The organism is Chania multitudinisentens RB-25 (genome assembly GCF_000520015.2).
GTDB lineage: Bacteria > Pseudomonadota > Gammaproteobacteria > Enterobacterales > Enterobacteriaceae > Chania > Chania multitudinisentens.
On sequence record NZ_CP007044.2, the window covers coordinates 1,316,826 to 1,338,475 of the forward strand.

A 21,650-nucleotide genomic window follows, 5' to 3' on the forward strand; every position below is an offset into this window, starting at 1 on the left:
CTCCTGAACATCAGAGTTGTTATTTCCAGCTATAGACACGTCGATTTTTAAGCTGCAACGTCGCAGCTTGCTCCCGGTAATGTGACGGAAGCTATTGTAGGCAGTATTAAAAACCCCTTCATGGATACAAAAAGGTCACACCAACGACTGACGTTACATTACCCGCCACGACTTGGCCGGTCGTTCGTGCGTAGCTCGCGGTCAAGCCTAAACTGACCGGTGCGGTTCCGACGACGCCCAGCGCGACATTTTTGTTGGTGGCAATAATGCCACTGCCGTTGGCAAGCTGAATCCCAACGCCCTGAGCCGCTGACGAAGAAGCGACATTAGCGAAAATGCTGGATGAGGCATCCGTGGTTGGCCCGGTCAGGTAATAAGCCAGTTTTTGGCTCTGGGCGCAGTGTACCGTCAACGGTACCGGTACGGTTCCTGGATAATCCGGCAGATTCACGGCGACATTACGAGAGGAGACATCGCAACCACCAGTGGGTACGACAACATCGTTATTAGCATACAAATTCCAGGTAAAAGTCGCAGTATGGACATTACCTCCACCGACGATGTTCGAGCCCCTCTGAAACATAACCAAAGAAGCAAATTGTGAATTTTTCTTGACTACCACACCACTAGCAGCAGAAGAAAGCGGCGTAAGATAAAGCTTCGCGTCCCATTTAGTATATGTTCCAGAGGTAAAATTTTTGCTGGAGGTCGCAGAGCGGAGTGGAAACGGATAACTCGAACCGTAATATTCAACCGTGCCATTAAAATTACTCAGAACTCCACCATAAGCTGAACCGTTCAACAAACTGACATGATCGTTTCTTACCGTGGGGTTATCATTTTTACAGAAAATAGAATTAGATAAATCCACCACCAAATTCTGGCTAGCTGTGATAGAAGGTTGCAGGTTAACGTAGACCGTTGCCGTTGCCGTTCCTGAGGCGCTGTTTAATGTATTGCCCGTTGAATCGTAACAGGTAAAGGCCGACGAACTCGCAGAATAACCGGCCAACAATGCGAAAAGTACGAGTGACTTCATAGGCTGGCGTGACATATGACTTTTCTTCAAGCTGCTAAATCTCATGGTTCCTCCTTGCTCAAGCATAGGTATAAGTCACGTTGATCAGAGATTGAATCGATCCCTGGGTCACATTGCCGTTGGGGGTGATAGCCCTCACCTGCAAAACAACGTTGGCTGCTTTTGATGCGTCATTGACCGTAACGACTCTGGTACTGCCGTTGGGAAGATTCACACCGCTGCTATCGGCCAGTTGCAGCGCAATATTGCGGGCCGCTCCCTGATTAGCGTAATAACTACGGCTGCTGTCCGCCGTACCGGAAAACGTCGCGGTCACTTTTGAGGTTCCCACCGGGCAGTTGGTCAGGCTCAACGTCACCGACTTCCATTCCGAAAAAGCGCCTGCCGACAGCAGGTTGAAGGTATATAAATCCCCCAGGTCTACCGTTGTCGACACTGTCGATACCGTGCAGGGTTTGGCGACCACCTTGCCATTGATGGTGATGGTGGCATCCGCCGCATAGGCTTTGGCTAACACCATCATCAGTAACCCCCCGGCGAGTAAACTCCGCTTTCTTGTGTGCATATCCCTTCTCTCCGGTTACTGAAATTCCAGGGTGAAATTGGCCGTTGCTCTAACCTGCCCGGCCGTCACCGGTGTACGGGTTGCCATCAGGCGTGCAGAGAAATACAGCGTATTGGATTGCCCTGCGGTGAGCGTTGACCCGCTCAGCGCGCTGGAAACCTCATTCAGCGCAATGGCATTCCCGCTCTTATCGAGGATCTGGATCCCCAGGCCGCTTGCCGCGCCAGCGCCGCCATCGACCTGTAACAAGGCGGCATTGTCGTTATCTGCCCCGCCCGTGAACCCCACTTTCACCGAAATAGCCGAGCCACCGCATTTATCGAACACGATACTGAACGGCACCGTCGGCGTTGTTGCGCCTATCCGGTTCAACTGTTTTGCCGCATTGCTCGACAGATCCACCGTAAAGCTTTGCGAACCCGGCGCCACGGTGCAGGCATTGTCTTTCACGTTGCCGGTAATGGTGATGGTGCTGTCCGCCGCCTGCGTTGCCCTGGCGCTCAACAGCGTCAGCAGACACAGGGTATAAAGGTGTTTTCTCATTGGTTATCTCTCCCGCCCGGCGTCATCGGCACCGTGCCGTGACAGTGCTCAGCGCCTGCTGCTGACTTTCCGGCGGCAGCTGGTAACTGGCCACGCACTGCTCTGCTGCGCCATCGCCCCATTTGGCTTTCACCTCGCCGCTTAACGGCAATCCGCTCAGATACACCTGCCCGCCGTCGGCGACGATGCTGCCGGAACGGCCATTATCGAAAGACACGACCGTGCCGAAGGGCAACGGTTGTCCGTTATAGGTCAGCGTCATCAAGACCTTCAGCCCGACAGACGTTTTAAAATCAGCCAGTACCACCGCGCCGTGAGTCGGTACCACGCTGACCACGGCCTGATCCAGTTCAACGTTGTTGGCCAGCGTATTGGGGTTCAGCGCCACCCGGTTCTCCCGGTAATCCATGGCAAACGGCAGGACGGCATACCCGCGCGGGTCTGTACGTATCCCGTTCTGGTTTTCCACCGCCACATTGCCAGCCCCTGGCGCCTTGACCAGGATCATGGTGCTGTTCAGCGGTTGACTCAGGGTGATGCCATTCTCATGAACCAGCACGCCGCCGCTCAGTCCGTAATACACCTGGTTGTAACCCTTGCTGTGGCTGTATCCCACGTTGGCATTGCCGGAGGCGCCCCGATAAGTCAGGGCCGCATTGCCGGTTCCGCCCGAGGTTCCCATGCCTCCTCCGGCGTAGCCGGTCTGCACGCTGTAACTGAGGTTGTTGTCATCCAGCAACGTGCCGTTAACCCCGATCTGATGGGTCATCCTGCCGCTCAAATCATCAGACAGGCCATAGCTGACGCTTGAGCGTCTGAAAGCGGATGGGCTGTCGGAACGCAACCAATGGCTGAACGGTATGCTGATGTTGAAAGCCAGCATCGTGTCGCGCCCCTGTTGCCAGGCATTTTTCGTCAGGCTGTAACTGAGGGTGTAAGTGATATCCTGCAACGCACTGCTGTAACCCGCCTGAAGTTGTTCATCCGCCTTGCCGGTACGCCAGTAAGTCTGGTGGCTGCCGGTCAGGTAAAAGGTCGAATTCTCCCCAACCTGCTGAGTGACCGTCATCTGCACCCGCCCACGCTTGTTGTAGGCCAGATTGAAGTAATCCGTGAATGTCGGGGTTATCTGAACCGGCCCCTCATCGGTTAACGTGCGGTAACCGCTCATCTGGCTCCAGGTGGTATCCGCCAGGCTGAAATAGCCGCGGGTGGAATAGCGGTAACCGACCAGTTGAAAATTGGTTCCCCATTCATTCAATGCCTTGTTGTAAAGGAAGCGCAGCGATTGCCCCTGGTGCGTGCTGTCATCCGGCAAGGTGGCGCGAGACTGGGTGATGTCCAGCGATATCGCACCGAGAATGCCCAGGTTTTTAGCCAGCCCGGCATTGAAAGCCTGATAGCGATCGGCAAGCTGGGTGCCGCCAGACAGCGTCCAACCGTCCGCCATTCCCCACATGAGGGTGCCTTGACCAAAGGTGGGCTGCTCCTGCTGATCGTTGCCGCTGCGATATTGCCCCACCATCACGGCATATTTTACCTGCCCTTCGCGTAACAGCCCCGGCACCGAGGCATAGGGCACCGTAAAGACCTGGGCCGTGCCATCGGCCTCCTGAATAGTGACCTGCAAATCGCCGCCGTTCCCCGCGGCAAAAAGGTCATTGATGGTAAAAGGGCCGGGCGGCACCGTCGTCTGATAAACCTCGAACCCATTCTGCCTGACGGTGACCCTGGCGGTGCCACGGGCAATACCATGGATCACGGGAGCAAACCCCCGCTGGCTGTCTGGCAACATGTTGTCATCGGTGGCCACCTGCACGCCGCGAAAGTTTATCCCGTCAAAGACCTCCCCCGGGGTATAGCCATCACCCAGCGTCAGACGGCTGCGCAGAGGCACGATGTCGCGCTGTAAATAGGTATTGATGTGTTGCCACCGGCTTTGACGGGATGTCGCTCCAGCGCCGCGGGTGTAATTCCAGGTGGCATTGTCCCGCAGCCGCCAGGCACCGAGGTTCAGGCCGCTTTGCAGGTTAAGAAAGGCGTAATTGCTGTTACCCAACGGCGTGTTGCGCACGTTATTGGCGGTGAAACTGTAATTGAGTAAACCGGCGGTGACCCCGTTTTCCCATTGGTCGGGAGGGATATAGCCCCGGGCCAGATTGCCCATAAATGCCTGGGGAATGCTGATAGACAGGCGCTGCCGTCCGACATCAAAATCCGTGGAGGCGTCCTTGATCATGGCGGTCAAGGGGACACAGGCATCGGTGGCCAACACGGCCATCCCAGGCACCGCCCGGGTATTCACCCCCATTGAGGATAACTGACTTTGCGTCAGGCAAGGTTCTAAGGTTTTGTTATCGCTATCGGGTCGGAAAGAGACATCCCGGGTGGACATAAACCCGTCATTCATATAAATGTCGACGCGGTAGAGACCGGGAGGGGCCTCAAGTCCCTTGGCAAACCCAGACAAATCGGCCACTTTCGCCGGATCGTCGGAAAGAAAACGCGGGTTGAAGTAGTTTTCTGCGCGCACTGATATATCGCCACAGAGCATCAACAGCATCATTGCCAAGGGGGTTAACGTCAACTTGACGATGTGGACATCCTTGTTGTTATTTTTCATCACACTGCGACTTTCCGTGCCGTTTTTCAGGTATAGCATGATCCCTCCGGTTCGATACAGGTCGCCCGGCTGCCTGATTTATCTGGTTATCACTTTATGAAAGGGGATGCCTTACTGCATCACACCCTTTAATACGGGGGTTTGTGCACCGTAATCGTTGAGAGTCCGATAGGTAATCGCGCTGCCTGCATCCGCGGGGAGTGCAACGCTGGTCGACCCCATTGGGGACACCATGGCGTTTTCCAAAGGCCGCGAACCCGCCTTCAACTCGCTCAAGGTGATGAAATAAGGGGTTGGATTGGTGATTGTCAGCGCACTGCCACTACGTTGAAAGCGCAACTGTTCCGGGGCTTTATCGGGTGCGATATTGAGCCCGGCAGGCCGATAAAAAAGCTTAATGCGGCTGGTAATGGCCAGTTGCAGGGTGTTCTCTTGCTGGCGGGATTTATCCAGGGAGGGGATCGCTTTGACATTGACCCAAAACAGGCTCTCCCGATCCTTTGGCAGGCTATTATTGGTCGCATCAATAATGCGTAAGGTGTTCTCTTTTTTTCCCTGCATCAAGTATAACGGTGGCGTAATAACCAGCCGACCCTCTTTCTGGCCTTCAGCGTTTTCGACCCAGGATTGGATCAGAAAGGTGCTTTTATCATCGTTATTACTGACACCTAACGTCACCTGCTTCTGATCGGCAGGATAGATCACACGGGTCGCCCCCAGGCCAACGCCGGCGTTGGCCATGCCCAAATGCCCTGCTACCAGGAGCAACAATGCGGTCATCGCCTTTCTACCCAGCGTTCTTCTTGTCACATTTACCTCGTCCATCAGGATTTGACCTCTATACCTCTGCATGGCAGAGGCCCAAAAATTGTGCAGTCGTTTTATGTGTTATTGCTTCTGTTTTTTTGACCAGGGTCTACTGATAAGTCAGCGCGAACCACGCTTGAGCATTGGCCAAACCATCGTTTACCGACAGCCCGGTTGCGCGATATTTCGCCACGAAATGCAGGGTCAATGGCCCGTCTTGCAACGGTATCCAGTACCGAGGCGCAGTATTGAGTGGAACAAATTGTCCTCTGTCATCAAACAGCGCGACCGCGACACCGGTGGCGACATCAGGCCCTTCGCCAACAGAAAGCATCTCCGGGTTATTTTTGTCAGCCATGCCATGAAACATGATCCCCACATTGCGGCTGACCGTGGGATTGCAGCCCTGCAGATGCAAATCAAAGGGAACGGCTCCAGATTCATCGCTAGCCAACTGAAACCGGTCAGTGGTGATATGCCCCATGGACACCATCAGATTTCGATCTTTGGTTTCCACCGAGCAGGTTTCAGCGATCACTTCCCCTTGAAAGTGCATCAAGCCACCGAGGGATGGTTCATCCCTAGGATTGTTGGCAATAGCTTTTGGCCCCAGCAACAGGGTTAGCAGTATTCCTGCGCCCATTTTCCACATCGCGTACTCCTTGCCTCCGGTCACCGAAAAACAGGCCTTCCTGGCCTGAAGTCTCATCCTTGAGCATTCATTCAGCTTACTGGTACTGCACTTGGAAAGTGGCTTCAGCGTTGGCAAGACCGGCGGTGGCAACGCCAGTAGCGATATAGCGAGCCTGGAATGGAACAACGGCGGTGCCGTCATTGAGCGTAGTGGTTGAACTGAAGGCCGAGCCATCTAAAGCCAGCGCAGTACCGGTGCGGTCAAGGATCTGAACGCCTACATTACTTGCATTGCCAGAAGCAGAGCCTTGCAGGGCCAGCGCGGTATTATATGTGCTGCTAACAGCGGTACCGGTGAACGCGACAGAAGCTTGCTTGGAAACAGCAGTATCACAATCATTCAGTTGAATATTGAACCCGACGGCAGAACTGGTATTACCGGCAGTAGCCAGCGTAGTTGTTTTTACTTGCCCTAATGGTACTGTTTGGTTAGTAGAACCGGCATCCACTGCACAGGCTGCGTTGACGACTTCCCCTTTGAAATGGACAGAGCCACCATTGACGGTAGTCGCCGCATTAGCTACGCCAGCCAGAGACAGAATTGCCACAACGCTAGCAGCCAGTGATTTAATTTTCATACTGTTTTCCTTTGAACACATAATGTTTCATAATTATGAAAAAGTGTGGAGGTCGATTCCTCTTATAGAGCAACCGCACAAACTTCTTTATTCACGGTCGGACCTCCCTGTTCCGTTTAGTTTTCGCCACCACATGAGACATTTGGGGCTATTTTGTTTCATACTATAAAAAATTGTTAAATAAGGTAATTGCAAATTAATTAACTACATTTAATATTTATTTAGTAAAAAATAAAAATTAAATGCCTTTTAATAATTGCATAGATATGCTTTTCAAGTTTTACACCCAGCCGTAGAAAGTTTATGCAATTGCCAAAATGAGGGGAAAGGATCATTGAATTGGAAGATAAAATAATGTTATTTATTATGGTGATAAAATAAAATCCAAGATTATTCTAATATAACCTATTGCAAAATCTTATCATTCGTTCAACAATTAAGAACAGTTTAGCCCCAACTGTTTCATTTTATTGAATATTTTTTACAAAAAAACATTTCTAGAATTAACTTATTAGCAAACAGCTCATTTAAACCGTCAGTTGACTCCCTCCTGTTCAGGAAAAACATCTGTACCTACCTGTGCTACTCACCACACATCTGACGCCAGTAACTCCACCGAGGCCGGTGTCAGCGGGCCAATCGGCACAGATATGGCGAGCGCCGTCTCATAGGTTGGGTCAGGGCGCCGATTGTTCCTGATTATGAATGATTTATATTTGAGGTTAGGTGAAGGATGAACGGAATAAGTTATTCTCAGATATTCCACGGTTTACCGTGTTCAAATTGGCTGCCGCAATCGGAGAAAGAGTCAAAGATAAAATAGTTCTAAATATAAGTGATAATGGTGAGCGTATAAAAAGATAATCAGGAATACATAATTTTGATTTTTATAAAAAAATAATAAATAATTCTACCTGTTTGTTGATTATCCTGACCTTGGTAGTTAGCGGGCGATTAATAATTGCCGGTGGTTAAGAGTTTTGCTAAAAATGAGTAATTGGGTGAGTTTTTAAATTAAATAAATAGGTAAAATAATTTAGCCTATAATACCTATTTTTTTTGACCAGTTCGGTAGAAAAGTCAATAAGCTAATATTTTTATATTCGTATGACTTAAATATGTAATGATAAGTAAAGTGAATAGTGCTCAAATAAAAAATTCGTTAGTCTGCCATTGACGAAAATCATGCTAACCAATTGGAATTATTATGAAAAATATTATACCTTTGGCAATTCCGTTGACGCTGTTCTCTGCATATTCTTTCGCTGCTGATGGGCCTAAATGTGTAAAGGCGGACAAGCAGCAAATCGAAAGCCTCTTTGATCGCTGGAATGATTCGCTAAAAACCGGCGATGCTAAGAAAGTGTCGGCCAATTATCTCAGTGATGCGGTATTGTTGCCGACGGTATCGAATCAGGTGCGCCTGACCGAGGCTGAACGTATCGATTATTTTGAGCACTTTCTGGTGAAACAGCCAGTAGGCAAAATTGATAGCCGCACTATTCGTATCGGTTGTTACAAAGCGATTGATACTGGCACTTATACCTTCACATTTAAAGATCAATCGACCGTATCAGCGCGTTATACCTTCACTTATGCCTGGGATAATGGGACATGGAAAATCTCATCTCATCATTCGTCGGCCATGCCTGAGAGCTGAGCCGCTTTTTCTGGCTGAAAAACGTCACCGTGCAAAATTGCTTGTCGGTGGCGTTTTTTATTTGTTTGTCTGAGTTAAACTAGCAATAGCCGTACGCAGGCATGGTTTTTGGTGATTCGCGCTCGGGTAATTCGGTGAAAATGGTTGATATTTGGGCAAAAGAATAAGCTTTGTAACAATTTCGTCTAGAATGTATACCATTAAACGCTGTCAGTAATGGCAAGGGTTTTTAACAATACAGGACCGTTGTCAAACAGTTCCTGTGGTTGCGCGGGTCACAGCTTTGAATCAGGCAATACAGCCTTTGGGAGTAGGATAATGCAAGAAAATCACAAGATTCTGGTTGTTGATGATGATATGCGCCTGCGTGCGCTTTTAGAACGTTATTTAACAGAACAGGGTTTTCAGGTGCGTAGTGTCGCCAATGCTGAACAGATGGATCGCCTGCTGACGCGCGAATCTTTTCATCTGATGGTATTGGATCTGATGCTGCCTGGTGAGGATGGGCTTTCTATCTGCCGCCGTTTGCGCAGCCAGAGTAACCCGATGCCGATCATTATGGTGACGGCCAAAGGTGAAGAAGTTGATCGCATAGTCGGGCTTGAAATTGGGGCTGATGACTATATTCCTAAACCGTTCAACCCACGTGAATTACTGGCCCGCATTCGTGCGGTGCTGCGCCGCCAGGCGAATGAACTGCCGGGCGCACCTTCGCAGGAAGAAGCGGTAATCGCTTTCGGCAAATTCAAATTGAATCTGGGTACGCGCGAAATGTTCCGGGAAGATGAGCCAATGCCTCTCACCAGCGGTGAGTTCGCCGTGTTGAAAGCGTTGGTTAGCCACCCGCGCGAGCCGCTGTCACGCGATAAACTGATGAATCTGGCCCGTGGCCGTGAATACAGCGCGATGGAGCGCTCTATTGACGTGCAAATTTCCCGCCTGCGCCGCATGGTTGAGGAGGATCCTGCACATCCTCGCTATATCCAAACCGTTTGGGGGCTTGGCTACGTTTTTGTGCCGGACGGCAGCAAGGCATGAGGTTATTGCGTTTTTCTCCGCGCAGTTCGTTTGCCCGCACTTTGTTATTGATCGTCACTTTGCTGTTCGTCAGCTTGGTGACGACCTATCTGGTGGTGCTCAATTTCGCCATCCTGCCCAGCCTGCAGCAGTTCAACAAGGTGTTGGCGTATGAAGTTCGTATGCTGATGACTGACCGGCTGCAACTGGAGGATGGCACGTTGCTTGAAGTGCCACCTGCGTTCCGCCGCGAAATCTACCGTGAGCTGGGCATTTCCCTGTATACCAACGCTGCGGCGGAGGAAAGCGGTTTGCGTTGGGCGCAGCACTATCAGTTCCTCAGCCAGCAGATGGCGCAGCAACTGGGGGGGCCGACCGATGTCCGTGTCGAGGTGAATAAAAACTCGCCGGTGGTGTGGCTGAAAACCTGGCTGCAGCCGGATATCTGGGTGCGCGTTCCGCTGACCGAAATCCATCAGGGTGACTTCTCTCCGCTGTTCCGTTACACCTTGGCAATCATGCTGTTGGCGATAGGTGGTGCCTGGCTGTTTATCCGTATCCAGAATCGCCCGCTGGTTGAACTTGAACACGCAGCCTTGCAGGTGGGGAAAGGCATGATCCCGCCACCTTTGCGCGAATATGGTGCCTCTGAGGTGCGCTCAGTCACCCGTGCTTTTAACCAGATGGCCTCCGGGGTGAAGCAACTTGCTGATGATCGTACTCTGCTGATGGCTGGCGTGAGCCACGATTTGCGTACGCCGCTGACGCGTATTCGGTTGGCGACAGAAATGATGAGCACCGAAGATGGTTATCTGGCGGAGTCGATCAATAAAGATATTGAAGAATGCAATGCCATCATTGAGCAGTTTATCGATTATCTGCGGACTGGCCAGGAAATGCAGACTGAGCTCAGCGATCTGAATGCCATTCTGGGAGAGGTTGTGGCAGCAGAAAGCGGCTACGAGCGGGTGATTGAAACTAGCATATTACCCGATGAACTGATGATGAATGTGCATCCGTTATCGATCAAGCGTGCAGCGGTAAATATGGTGGTGAATGCGGCTCGGTACGGAAACGGTTGGATCAAGGTTAGCAGCGGGCGCGAGCTGCAACGCGGCTGGTTCCAAGTGGAGGATGATGGCCCTGGGATCAAACCGGAAGAACTCAAGCATCTGTTGCAACCCTTTGTGCGTGGTGACAGCGCACGCAGCACCAGCGGCACTGGCCTGGGGTTGGCGATTGTACAGCGCATTATTGATGCACATGCGGGCGTGCTGGATATCGGCACCAGTGAGCGCGGTGGGTTGCGTATCCGTGCTTATATTCCGTTGCCGATGGAGAAGAAAGAGTTGGTCAACGGGCATCAAACGGCGAAAGATACCGCCTAGTTTCCAGGCCGGGCGGCTCGGTCAGGGTTTTCTGCTCATCACGTAGTATTCTGCGGCTTCTTCATGCAAGCGTCGGCCAGTGGTGGCCTGCCAAGGGTCGATAAGAGTAATACCGCTATGAATGAAATCCTTGGTATTACGTGTGGCCAAGGTTGCGCCGTATTGCTGGCAGGTGGCGGCAATTTGATGGTCTGCCATGCTGACAAGAGTACCGCGACGGCGATTGGCCCCCATTAGTTCTGCGTACTGTATGGCGCAATCAGTGTCAAAAGGTAAAATCCTTTCTGGAAACTCTTCCTGTAGCATCAGATCTAAACGGTTTCGCAGTTCAAGCTGCCTTTTCCCTGCGGGCATACAGGTGATGCCGGTATAGAGTTCTGCTACCACGATGGCACTTAAATAAAACTGATAAGTATCCTGCTCATCCAGCCACTTTAAAACCGTGTAATGAGGGGTTGGGCGCAGTAACTCTGCAACGACATTGGTATCGAGAATGATCATGCTTGTTCATCATCATTGTCAAAAGTAACAATGCGTGGCGGTGTTGCGTCACGTGGTGGGATTTCCAGTTCAACACCGCCGAATTCAGCAAAATGCTGATGCAGGCGGGTTCCCAACCCATAGCGCGGTGGCTTTTTCGTCAGCGCCTGTTTCAAAATCATACGTACTTCCTCCTCCATGGAATGGCCATTTTTAGCCGCTGAGATACGCAGCAGCTCTTTTACTTCATCATCCAGATTCCTGACGGTGATAGTCGCCATTGAGCCTCCTTTGCTAGCAATGATTGCATTGCATAATTTTCCTACCGGGATGGTTAAAAAACAAGCGACGAGAATGAAAAAAGGCGCGAAATCACGCCTTGAGGTAAGAAGGTGTAGGGGGGCTGAATACTGATACAACACCCCCTACTGAGGGTATTACAGTTTCGGCCCCGCGCTGACCAGTGCTGCACCCGCTGGGGTATCCGTGTATTTATCAAAATTGGTGATAAAGCGATTCGCCAGATCGTGCGCTTTCTCTTCCCATTGTGCCACGGTGGCATAGGTGGCCCGTGGGTCGAGGATGGCCGGATCAACGCCCGGTAAGGCGGTTGGCATCGCCAGATCGAAAATCGGCAGCGTAATAGTTTCCGCTTTGTCGATTTCACCATTAAGGATGGCATCAATAATGCCACGGGTATCTTGGATCGAGATACGCTTGCCAGTGCCGTTCCAACCGGTATTTACCAGATAAGCCTGCGCTCCAGCTGCTTGCATACGTTTGACCAGGACTTCTGCATATTGCGTCGGGTGCAGCGACAGGAAAGCTGCACCAAAACAAGCGGAGAAGGTTGGGGTTGGCTCGGTGACGCCACGCTCGGTACCTGCCAGCTTCGCTGTGAAACCGGACAGGAAGTGGTATTGGGTCTGGTTGGCCGTTAGGCGTGATACCGGGGGCAATACGCCAAAAGCATCGGCGGTCAGGAAGATCACCTTGGTGGCATGGCCGGCTTTTGAAACCGGTTTAACGATATTCTGGATGTGGTAGATCGGATAAGAAACGCGGGTGTTCTCGGTTTTCGAACCGTCGTTGAAATCGACCGTGCCATCGGCCAGTACGGTCACGTTTTCCAGTAATGCATCGCGCTTAATAGCGTGATAGATATCTGGCTCTGCTTGTTCGGAAAGCTTGATGGTTTTGGCGTAGCAGCCCCCTTCGAAGTTGAAGACTCCATCATCGTCCCAGCCGTGTTCGTCGTCGCCGATCAATTGGCGCTTCGGATCGGTGGAGAGCGTGGTTTTACCTGTGCCGGACAGGCCAAAGAACACCGCTACATCACCTTTCTCGCCCACGTTGGCCGAGCAGTGCATGGAGGCAATGCCTTTCAGCGGCAGCAGGTAGTTCATTATAGAGAACATCCCTTTCTTCATTTCGCCGCCGTACCAGGTGCCGCCGATCAACTGCATACGTTCAGTCAGGTTGAACGCGACGAAGTTTTCCGAATTCATCCCCTGTTGCTGCCAATTCGGATTGGTGCATTTGGCACCGTTCATTACCACAAAGTCGGGTTCAAAATTTTGCAGTTCTTCATCGCTTGGGCGGATGAACATGTTTTTCACAAAGTGCGCCTGCCAGGCGACTTCGGTAATAAAGCGCACTTTCAGACGGGTGTCAGCGTTGGCGCCACAAAAAGTATCCACCACAAACAAACGCTTGCCGGAAAGTTGCTCGGTGACCAGTTGCTTCAGATTGGCCCAGACTTCAGGGCTGAGAGGTTTGTTATCATTCTTGCCTTTACCCTGATCTGCCCACCAGACGGTGTTCCGGGTAATATCATCACGGACAATATACTTATCTTTTGGAGAGCGACCGGTAAAAATACCGGTATCGACAGAAACGGCTCCCAGATGAGTAACAACACCGCGCTCAAACCCTTCCAGTGAAGGATCGGTTTCTTCTTTGAACAATAATTCATAACTTGGATTGTGAACGATTTCACCAACGTTATGGATCCCATAGGCGGCAAGATCCTGGTGGGTTATACCTTTAACACGCATATCACTGCTCCTTAGATCACAGAATTTCTGGCGACAATTGTAGGGCTTTAGTAGAGAGTAACCGGGATAGGTATCAAATAATTAACGTTTTAGACGTTTTTTAATTACGTTATGAGAGATAACACACGGAAAAAAGCAAACGTGCAAACAACGAGGATCGGCGAGTACCAGAGAGCACTCGCCAAAGGATATATCACTTAGTGCAGTTGTGGATTGCCAGCGGAATTACCGGTATGCAGTGTGGCGATGTCTACGGCATCGAATACGTAATGATTGCCGCAGTAGTCGCAATGCATATCAATGTTACCGTCCTGCTCTAACATGCTGGCGACTTCCTCCGTTGGCAATGTCATCAACGCATCGGCGCAGCGCTGGCGTGAACAGGTGCAGCGGAAGGTCACATCCTGCGGTTCGTACAGCGTCACTTCTTCCTGATGATACAAACGATAGAGCACCTCGTTCGCTGGCAGGTTGAACAACTCTTCATTTTTGATAGTGGCGGTCAGTTGTACCAAGTGATCAAAATCGTCGGTATTCGTGTTCTGTGCAGGTAGCACCTGCAACAGCATACCGCTTGCAGCGGGTTTATCTGCCGACTCACCGGTGCGGATAAACAGACGAGTTGGTAATTGCTCTGACTGGCGGAAATACCCTTCCAGGCACTCTGCCAATGTTTCACCTTCCAACCCAACCACGCCCTGGTAGCGCTCGCCTTCGGACGGGCTGATGGTGATCACCATAATCCCGTTGCCGAGCATCTGGTGCAGCGTGCTGTCACTGGCAATATCGCCCTCCAGGCGTGCTACCCCACGCATTTCCTGACGGTTATTACCGTTGATTACCGCCAGTTTAAGCGGGCCATCACCCTGTATCTGCACGGTGATGTCACCATCGAACTTCAGCGTTGCGGTCAGCAGGCTGGTGGCAACCAAGAGCTCACCGAGCAGTTTTTGCACCGGTGCTGGGTAGTCATGGTTAGCCAGGATATGCTGATAGGTTTCGCTGACGGTAACCAGCTCACCGCGCACCGCGTAGTTTTCGAACAGGTAACGGTGTAATTGGTCATGGTTGGACATAGTTTTCTCTCATTAAGGTGAGGGATGATTCCGGCTCACCAGGCTATCTTCTGTACCACGCCCCAGGGCAGACCCTGGCTTACTGGGGTTGGCTTTTAAATTTAATCAGATCGCGCCGCTCTTTCTTGCCAGGCCGACGATCCGGGTGTGGCATGGTCAGCGCGTTCATCTTGCGGGCAAGCGCCATTTTTTCGCGGTTAGCGATGCTGGCTTCAGTTTCCTGATACATCTGCTGGGCTTCATTGGCCCCACGCCGCTGAGCGGTAACCGCCAGCACGATCAGGGTACGTTCTTCGTTGCCTTGGCGCAGTTTGATTTCTGCATTAATCTCAACAATTTTGCTCGGTTTGCCGCGTTGCCCGTTGTAATGCACCTTGCCGCCGTCGATCATTTCACGCGCCAACGCACGGGTTTTATAAAAGCGGGCTGCCCATAACCATTTATCTAGGCGGACGGCATCATCCAGTGTTGCTTTAGCTTTCATTGTTCCTCCGTTTCAGAGCGGGTATCAGCTGGCGGTAGTCACTCATAGATGGGTAACGCTGGAACGTTTTACTCATCATACTGGAGTCTGGGTTTTGTACACCCAAGCAGTAACGGATACCAAACGTACAAGCCGCGTCCAAAATAGGTTCACTATCATCCACAAACATCGTGCGCTGTGGATCAAAACCAGTTTGCTGTTGTACAGCCTGCCACAGACGCTGATCTTCTTTTGGATAACCAAATGTGTGGGTGGAAAGCAATAAATCAAGGTGCCGATCCAAACCGGTATGCTCAATTTTTACCGCCAAGCTGTGCGGATGCGCATTGGTCAGCAGAATGGTGCGGCGGCCAGAGAGGCGTAACGCCTGTAAAAACGGTTCGGTATCCTCGCGTAGCCGTGCACGGCTACCCACTTCGCTGGTCATACGGTAGATATCCAGTTCCAATTGCTGGCTCCAATAATCAAAGCAATACCAGTTCATGGTGTGTTGCACTGCGAGATATTCGGCATGAATGATTTTGCGGGCATCAGCGAACGGGATGGCTCGTTGTTCACTCAGCGCCTGTGGAACCAGCTGCAACCAGAAATGGCTGTCGAATTCCAGATCGAGCAGGGTACCGTCCATATCCAGCAGTACGGTATCAATATCGCGCCAGTCGAACTCAGGAACCATGAAAAACTCCATATCCACAGACGAGCCAGTGGTGGCCCGCAGATGATAAAAACGGCTAATAACGTTAGCGTAGCATAAGCCAGTAACAGAGCAGAGTCTGAGCGATGTTATACCATCGGGCGTACGGACGCCGAAGTAAGCTGAGGATTGAAGCAGCTGTCATAGTAGCGTTGGATATCGGCGAGACGATGCTGGTTTTTGCGCCAGCGCTGTAGCAGCCGCCAGGCGTTATAGCCAAGGCTGGCCACCAGCGCCAGCAGCAGCAGGCTGGTGCCGAGGTAGCGCCACAGGGTGATCATATCCGGTTCGCTGTGTAATGCGATATGGCGGGTGCCATTGGCATCAACAGAGATATTGGTGATGACTCCCTGAGCCTGGAACGGGGCACGCAGTAGCAGATTGGTTAGGCGTTGCAGCTCGTTCCACTGTTCCAGCGCATTGTTCTCGTTCAATGGCGAATTAGGCTTAGGATGATCGACCAGTGGTTTGCCTTCGTCGCTGGTGATCAGGAACCCACCTGGAGGTGGGCTGTTGAGCGTGGCGGTTGCCTGACGGATTTCCTCCGTGACAAACGACGAGGCTGCTGTATTGCTCAGGTTTTCCAGCGATTCGGCACTGACTGGCCGCAGCAAAACGTTAACTCCTTGCAGGGCACCTGATTTGGCCCGTTTTACCAGGCTGGCCCAGTTTTTGGCATTTCCCAGATTCACCAAAGCATTCTTTAAGCGGATACAGTCGCTTTCCAAACTGCACAATTCCTGGGTTTTCAACACAATATCCGAGAAGTCGTCCAGCAGGATCATACCGGATTTCTCAATAGCGCTGGCCAATTGCGGGTTCAGTTTTTGCTGGGTCCCGCTTGGGTGCAACTGTTTGTTAACGGTGGCCAGCAGGGCGGCGGCTTTATCGATCACCTCTGACTCTGGCGGTGGTAAGGGATCGGCATTATTCCAGTAGATTCTGGAACAATCGAAAGGCATAAAGCCGGCAGTCGTAGAATTACCCTCATCTGGCGGCAGATAGCACATGCCGTAACCTTGAATTTTCAGGGTATCACCGATGTGCAGCGGTATTGCTTCCAGGGCCTGTACGTTAGTAACTTCGGTTTTCTGCGCACCTTGCAGCCATGCACTGCTCAATTTTACGGGCAGGCTGAGTGGGACGTAGGTCAGCAGCAACAGGATGGTGACCAAGGCACTGGCAGCAAGTACGGCGTTTTTCCCCCATTGCTGTAGAGGGAAATGTTTAACTTCGTCATGCAGGGAAAGATAGTGCCCTTGGCGCACGACCTGCCGATTGAGATAGATATCCACATTGGTGATTTTGCCCAGATCTGCCGTGAGGTAAGGCTGCCAGTGCGGTGGGTAGGTGAGATCGATCATCCCCAGAGAGATATTGCTGATTTGCCCTTGTTCGGGCTCACCAAACAGACCCCAGCGCTTTGGTGTGCCACGCAGACAATGCACTTCTTTCAATTCACTTTCAGCAGGGTGACGGAGTAGATTCCAGCAGCCCCATACAATCATCAACACTGCCACAAATATCATCCAGGGGATCACCATGATTGGGCTGATCAGGCTGAAAAACAGCAGCAACAGGGCAGCAGAAATGCTGGTAGCTTCCTTGATACCGTTTGGGCGGTTGAGGGAATTCTCTTGGTAGGTTTCTTTTCTGATGTTTACTAACTCAACGTGTTCGCTTTCTTTTTGGCGAATAGAGGCATTTTTTTCGGGTATTGTTGTGGTGACGACGGGGGTGGGGGGGCGATCATAAATATGGTCAAGTAACGAATGGCCATTAAGTGAGATCACCAACGGCAGCGTCTGGGTTTTAATGACTTCCACATGATTATCGGCGCTGATGTATTGTTCCCAGAATGGGGGCAAATGAACTTCTTCGGAATCCAAATAGTAACGCCAGTTGTTGGGCTCATCGCTGGCCAAGCCATAGCGAGTAATCGCACGGGTGATAGGATAGACATTGTCACTTTGCGAAGTGAGGGCCAATCTGGCAGAAGGCAACATTGGGGACGCTGGCAACAGCCTGGTGCTGAATCGGTTTTGTTGATTGAGATAACTCTCAACCGCCGCACGCTCAGCGGTGGTCAGTTTGCGATGTGTTGGTTTAATGAATGGTAGGGAATATGCCAATGTTGATTGTTCACGAAATACGAACCAAAAATAGATACCAGCAGCAATCAGGCAAATTAGCACCAAGGCCAATATCAACACTATTGTGCTCATGCTACCCTCATCCTGAACCTATAGAACCCGTCCGGCACCACACTATACACGGAGTTAGTTTTCAAGGGATAGAATGAGCGACAATGACTTGTCACTGGGTTGTCATTCAAATGCCCGAAAGCGCCCTATGTATATGATAATAGCAACCACATTGCGGGCCTGATATCGGTTTTATCCTATTTTATTATTCCATTTTTAGTGAGTTTCTGGAGTTATTCGCTCCGTACAGACTACGCTTGTTAAAAAAAAGTAAATTAACGATTAAGTTCGTTGCGGCAAGGGTTCTCATTAACGCACAATGTGATCCCGATCAAGTGACGATGTTACTCACCGCTTTTTTGTCGCGCCAGGTTTTGTACTCCAATGGCTGCCAGCAGCGTTTATAGCGCGATTGCGGGAGGATGTAAGACGAACATTATCCTGGTTATCCGCTTGCCAATGCCGTTTTTAGTGGCCAGAGAGTGGGTAACTCATTTGAGGCAATTATGGATAAACACCTGCAGAAACCTAAAATTCTGAAAGTAGAAACGGTCGCGCGTTCGCGTTTATTTAACGTTGAGTCGGTCGATTTGGAGTTCAGCAATGGTGTGCGGCGGGTTTACGAGCGTATGCGCCCTTCCGAGCGTGAAGCGGTCATGATTGTGCCGGTGATGGGGAGTGATTTGCTGTTGATCCGTGAGTATGCGGTAGGCACTGAATCTTATGAGCTAGGGTTCCCCAAAGGCCTGATCGATCTGGGCGAAGGGGTGCTGGAAGCGGCCAACCGCGAATTGATGGAAGAAGTGGGTTTTGGTGCGAAACGGTTTGATTTTCTTAGCAAACTGACGATGGCTCCTTCTTATTTCTCCAGCCAGATGAATATCGTTCTGGCACATGACCTGTTCCCACAAAGCCTTGAAGGGGATGAACCAGAACCCTTACCGCAGGTGCGCTGGCCAATTGCCAACATGATGGCGTTACTGGCAGAACCGGATTTTCGTGAGGCGCGTAACGTCAGCGCGTTATTCCTGGCCGAAGCATTTCTGCGTGGATCGCGTTAACTTTTCAAGCTACCGCATTTATTTTCGCCAACTCTGTCACTTTCCTGTAAAAAAATGGCCAGATTGCTCTGGCCATTGCAGGTTTAGAACAGTTCGTGGCTTTCGCCGCCGGGCTCTATTAGGGTGGTGCCGGCATCATGCACCGAAAACTCTGTAGGCTGGGTGCCGTCGATAAAGTACTCGGAACGGCTCCCACCGCCACCATTAGAAAGTTTGCCAGTGCTCTTGTCGATGGTCACACTGACAATACCGGGTGGTGGCGTGATTTTCTGCTCCGGAATGCCTTCCAACGCAACTTTCATAAAATCATCCCATGCCGGTTGTGCACTCTTGGCACCACCTTCACCGCCGGAGATCTGATCCTCAATAGCTCCAGAGGCACTTGCCCGGCCCAGATCGCGGCGATGATCGTCAAAACCGATCCAGACTGAGGTGACGGTATCCGGGCCATAGCCAGAGAACCAGGCGTCTTTTGAGCTGTTGGTGGTACCGGTTTTGCCACCGATATCACGGCGTTTCAGATCACGCCCGGCACGCCAACCGGTGCCCATCCAACCCGGTTCACCGAAGATGTTACTATTCAGTGCATCCCGCATCAGGAACGCCAGGGGCGTGTTGATGACGTGCGGGGCGTACTGCTGCTCGTTATTCTGCTGTACCTGAGTTGGGGCAACCTGTTCCAGTTGCGGCATGGGTACCGTGTTGTTGTTGTTTTCCTGCGATATCGCGACGTTCTCAACGTTATCGTCAGAAAGCACCACCGAACGCTGAGTATCGCCGTAGATCACCGGTAAATTGCAATTTTCGCAGATTACTCTGGGTTTGGCTTCAAACAGGGTATTACCACTGTCACCTTCAATCTTGGTGATGAAGTATGGGTCAACCAGATAACCGCCATTTGCCAGTACGGCGTAGCCGCGCACCACCTGGAGAGGGGTAAACGAAGCTGAACCCAAAGCCAGCGATTCGGAATGCACAATGTTTTGGGCCGGGAAACCGAAACGCTGTAGATATTCAGCCGCGTAATCGACCCCCATCGCCCGCATCGCGCGTACCATGACCACGTTTTTCGATTGCCCTAATCCCTGACGCAGCCGGATCGGGCCATCATAGGTTGGCGGTGAATTTTTGGGCCGCCAATCGGTACCCGCGCCGGGGTCCCAACGGGTGATGGGCACATCGTTGAGGATAGTCGCCAACGTTAGCCCTTTATCCATCGCTGCGGTGTATAAGAAAGGTTTGATGTTGGAACCGACTTGGCGTAATGCTTGAGTTACACGGTTGAACTTGCTCTGATTAAAATCAAAACCGCCGACCAGGGCTTTGATCGCACCATTGTTAGGATCAATGGAAACCAGCGCTGAGTTGACATCCGGCACCTGAGATAGCCACCAGTTATCATTTACCTTGCGCACCCACACCTGCTGGCCGGCCTGAACCACATCTGTAACGCGTTTTGGCGTTGGGCCTTGCTGGGTGTCCGATTTGAATGGGCGTGCCCAGCGCATTCCAGCCATTGGTAGCGTAATACTGCTGCCATCGGCCAACATGGCCATGGCTTGTTCGCTATCGCTTTGGGTAATCACTGCGGGAGCCAACGGACCGTAATTGGGGAGGTTCTTCAAAGAATCCACAATCTGTTTTTGGCCCCAAGCCGTTTCCCCGGTTTTCCACAGCACGTTCGCCGGGCCGCGATAGCCATGACGCATATCGTAGTCCAATACGTTGTTGCGTACCGAATCTTGCGCTGCCAGCTGAAGTTTCTTGGTGATAGTGGTGTAAACCTTGTAACCATCGGTATAGGCGTTTTCACCGTAAAGTTTGATCATTTCCTGGCGTGCCATCTCGGCAAGATAGGGGGCAGAGAAACTGATTTCCGGTGCATGGTAGTGGGCAACCAACTCTTCGCTGCGAGCCTGGTCGTATTGCGCCTGTGTGATGTAATGCTCATCCAGCATACGCGACAGCACGACATTGCGGCGTGCCACGGCACGATCATGCGAGTACAGCGGGTTGAAGGTTGATGGTGCTTTTGGCAGGCCTGCAATAGTGGCCATTTCGCTCAGGCTGAGCTGGCTGACATCTTTGCCGAAGTAGACTTGTGCAGCAGCTCCTACACCGTAAGCACGGTACCCCAGATAGATTTTGTTCAGATACAACTCAAGAATGTCGTCTTTGGTCAGCATTTGTTCAATGCGTATCGCCAGGAAAACTTCCTTGATTTTACGGATCAGTGTGCGTTCCGGGCTCAAGAAGAAGTTTCTTGCCAATTGCTGGGTGATGGTACTGGCACCCTGCGAAGCATGACCAGAGACCAGTGCGATAGACGCGGCGCGGAAGATACCAATCGGGTCGATGCCATGGTGCTCATAGAAACGGCTGTCCTCTGTGGCGATGAAGGCATGCACCATCACCGGTGGAATTTGATCCAGCTTGAGAGGGATGCGCCGTTTCTCACCGAATTGGGCGATCAACTCACCTTCGGCGCTGTAAACCTGCATCGGGATTTGCAGCCGCACATCTTTTAAGGTTGCGACGTCGGGCAGCTGTGGCTCGACATATTTGTACAAGCCAAAAATCGAGGCTGCTCCCAGCAAGATGCAACAAACTGCAAGGATTAGAAAATACTTTACGAACTTCACCTGAGATTTCCCATTTCATGTCATTTGGGCAGTTTATAA

General features: G+C 51.4%; 19 protein-coding genes. 4 read left to right on the forward strand and 15 right to left on the reverse strand.

Features of this window, described 5'->3' with window-relative positions; all coding sequences use genetic code 11:
• Positions 1-118 precede the first annotated feature (118 nt).
• The 7 genes from Z042_RS05660 to fimA form a co-directional block, all read right to left on the reverse strand.
• Complete coding sequence (locus Z042_RS05660) at positions 119-1,084, reverse strand: fimbrial protein (protein ID WP_417903520.1); 966 nt, start codon at positions 1,082-1,084, stop codon at positions 119-121.
• 13 nt (positions 1,085-1,097) lie between these two features.
• A complete protein-coding gene (gene fimG, locus Z042_RS05665) occupies positions 1,098-1,604 on the reverse strand; it encodes a type 1 fimbrial minor subunit FimG (protein ID WP_025297187.1) in 507 nt (168 codons plus the stop codon).
• A 15-nt stretch (positions 1,605-1,619) separates the two neighbouring features.
• The gene (gene fimF / locus Z042_RS05670) at positions 1,620-2,147 is read right to left on the reverse strand and encodes a type 1 fimbrial adaptor subunit FimF (protein WP_025297186.1); all 528 of its coding nucleotides are present in this window, start codon (positions 2,145-2,147) and stop codon (positions 1,620-1,622) included.
• 22 nt (positions 2,148-2,169) lie between these two features.
• Positions 2,170-4,770 carry a fimbrial biogenesis usher protein gene (locus tag Z042_RS05675; RefSeq protein WP_045784850.1) on the reverse strand — a complete coding sequence of 867 codons (2,601 nt, stop codon included), beginning with the start codon at positions 4,768-4,770 and terminating at the stop codon, positions 2,170-2,172.
• Positions 4,771-4,881: 111 nt separating this feature from the next.
• Positions 4,882-5,550, reverse strand: a complete 669-nt coding sequence (locus Z042_RS05680; protein WP_038703459.1) for a fimbria/pilus periplasmic chaperone — start codon at positions 5,548-5,550, stop codon at positions 4,882-4,884.
• 136 nt (positions 5,551-5,686) lie between these two features.
• Positions 5,687-6,229 carry a fimbrial protein gene (locus tag Z042_RS05685; protein ID WP_024914402.1) on the reverse strand — a complete coding sequence of 181 codons (543 nt, stop codon included), beginning with the start codon at positions 6,227-6,229 and terminating at the stop codon, positions 5,687-5,689.
• Positions 6,230-6,305: 76 nt separating this feature from the next.
• The gene (gene fimA, locus Z042_RS05690; RefSeq protein ID WP_024914403.1) at positions 6,306-6,848 is read right to left on the reverse strand and encodes a type 1 fimbrial major subunit FimA; all 543 of its coding nucleotides are present in this window, start codon (positions 6,846-6,848) and stop codon (positions 6,306-6,308) included.
• Between the two features lie 1,207 nt (positions 6,849-8,055).
• Here fimA and Z042_RS05695 point away from each other — a divergent pair.
• The 3 genes from Z042_RS05695 to envZ all read left to right on the forward strand — a co-directional run bounded on the left by Z042_RS05695 (position 8,056) and on the right by envZ (position 10,913).
• Complete coding sequence (locus tag Z042_RS05695; RefSeq protein ID WP_024914404.1) at positions 8,056-8,508, forward strand: SgcJ/EcaC family oxidoreductase; 453 nt, start codon at positions 8,056-8,058, stop codon at positions 8,506-8,508.
• Between the two features lie 318 nt (positions 8,509-8,826).
• Positions 8,827-9,546 carry an osmolarity response regulator transcription factor OmpR gene (gene ompR / locus Z042_RS05700; protein ID WP_004709363.1) on the forward strand — a complete coding sequence of 240 codons (720 nt, stop codon included), beginning with the start codon at positions 8,827-8,829 and terminating at the stop codon, positions 9,544-9,546.
• The gene (envZ, locus tag Z042_RS05705; RefSeq protein WP_024914405.1) at positions 9,543-10,913 is read left to right on the forward strand and encodes a two-component system sensor histidine kinase EnvZ; all 1,371 of its coding nucleotides are present in this window, start codon (positions 9,543-9,545) and stop codon (positions 10,911-10,913) included. The genes ompR and envZ overlap by 4 nt, the downstream gene beginning before the upstream one ends.
• A 21-nt stretch (positions 10,914-10,934) precedes the next feature.
• Here envZ and Z042_RS05710 read toward each other — a convergent pair whose 3' ends face one another.
• The 7 genes from Z042_RS05710 to Z042_RS05740 all read right to left on the reverse strand — a co-directional run bounded on the left by Z042_RS05710 (position 10,935) and on the right by Z042_RS05740 (position 17,929).
• Entirely contained in the window at positions 10,935-11,414 is a 480-nt protein-coding gene (locus tag Z042_RS05710; protein ID WP_024914406.1) for a type II toxin-antitoxin system VapC family toxin, read from the reverse strand.
• Positions 11,411-11,674, reverse strand: coding sequence for a FitA-like ribbon-helix-helix domain-containing protein (locus Z042_RS05715; RefSeq protein ID WP_024914407.1), 264 nt, complete (start codon positions 11,672-11,674; stop codon positions 11,411-11,413). Before Z042_RS05715 ends, Z042_RS05710 begins: the two co-directional genes overlap by 4 nt.
• A 156-nt stretch (positions 11,675-11,830) precedes the next feature.
• Positions 11,831-13,450, reverse strand: a complete 1,620-nt coding sequence (pckA, locus tag Z042_RS05720) for a phosphoenolpyruvate carboxykinase (ATP) (protein ID WP_024914408.1) — start codon at positions 13,448-13,450, stop codon at positions 11,831-11,833.
• A 197-nt stretch (positions 13,451-13,647) separates the two neighbouring features.
• Positions 13,648-14,526 carry an Hsp33 family molecular chaperone HslO gene (hslO, locus tag Z042_RS05725; RefSeq protein ID WP_024914409.1) on the reverse strand — a complete coding sequence of 293 codons (879 nt, stop codon included), beginning with the start codon at positions 14,524-14,526 and terminating at the stop codon, positions 13,648-13,650.
• A 79-nt stretch (positions 14,527-14,605) separates the two neighbouring features.
• On the reverse strand, positions 14,606-15,010 hold the full coding sequence (gene hslR, locus Z042_RS05730) for a ribosome-associated heat shock protein Hsp15 (protein WP_024914410.1): 405 nt from the start codon (positions 15,008-15,010) through the stop codon (positions 14,606-14,608).
• Complete coding sequence (yrfG, locus tag Z042_RS05735) at positions 15,000-15,686, reverse strand: GMP/IMP nucleotidase (protein ID WP_024914411.1); 687 nt, start codon at positions 15,684-15,686, stop codon at positions 15,000-15,002. Before yrfG ends, hslR begins: the two co-directional genes overlap by 11 nt.
• A 107-nt stretch (positions 15,687-15,793) precedes the next feature.
• Positions 15,794-17,929, reverse strand: a complete 2,136-nt coding sequence (locus Z042_RS05740) for an intracellular growth attenuator family protein (RefSeq protein ID WP_024914412.1) — start codon at positions 17,927-17,929, stop codon at positions 15,794-15,796.
• A gap of 485 nt (positions 17,930-18,414) precedes the next feature.
• Here Z042_RS05740 and nudE point away from each other — a divergent pair, with 485 nt between their 5' ends.
• Positions 18,415-18,969 carry an ADP compounds hydrolase NudE gene (gene nudE / locus Z042_RS05745; RefSeq protein ID WP_024914413.1) on the forward strand — a complete coding sequence of 185 codons (555 nt, stop codon included), beginning with the start codon at positions 18,415-18,417 and terminating at the stop codon, positions 18,967-18,969.
• A gap of 83 nt (positions 18,970-19,052) precedes the next feature.
• On the opposite strand, the gene mrcA is transcribed toward nudE, so the two are convergent.
• Entirely contained in the window at positions 19,053-21,611 is a 2,559-nt protein-coding gene (gene mrcA / locus Z042_RS05750) for a peptidoglycan glycosyltransferase/peptidoglycan DD-transpeptidase MrcA (protein ID WP_024914414.1), read from the reverse strand.
• Positions 21,612-21,650 lie beyond the last annotated feature (39 nt).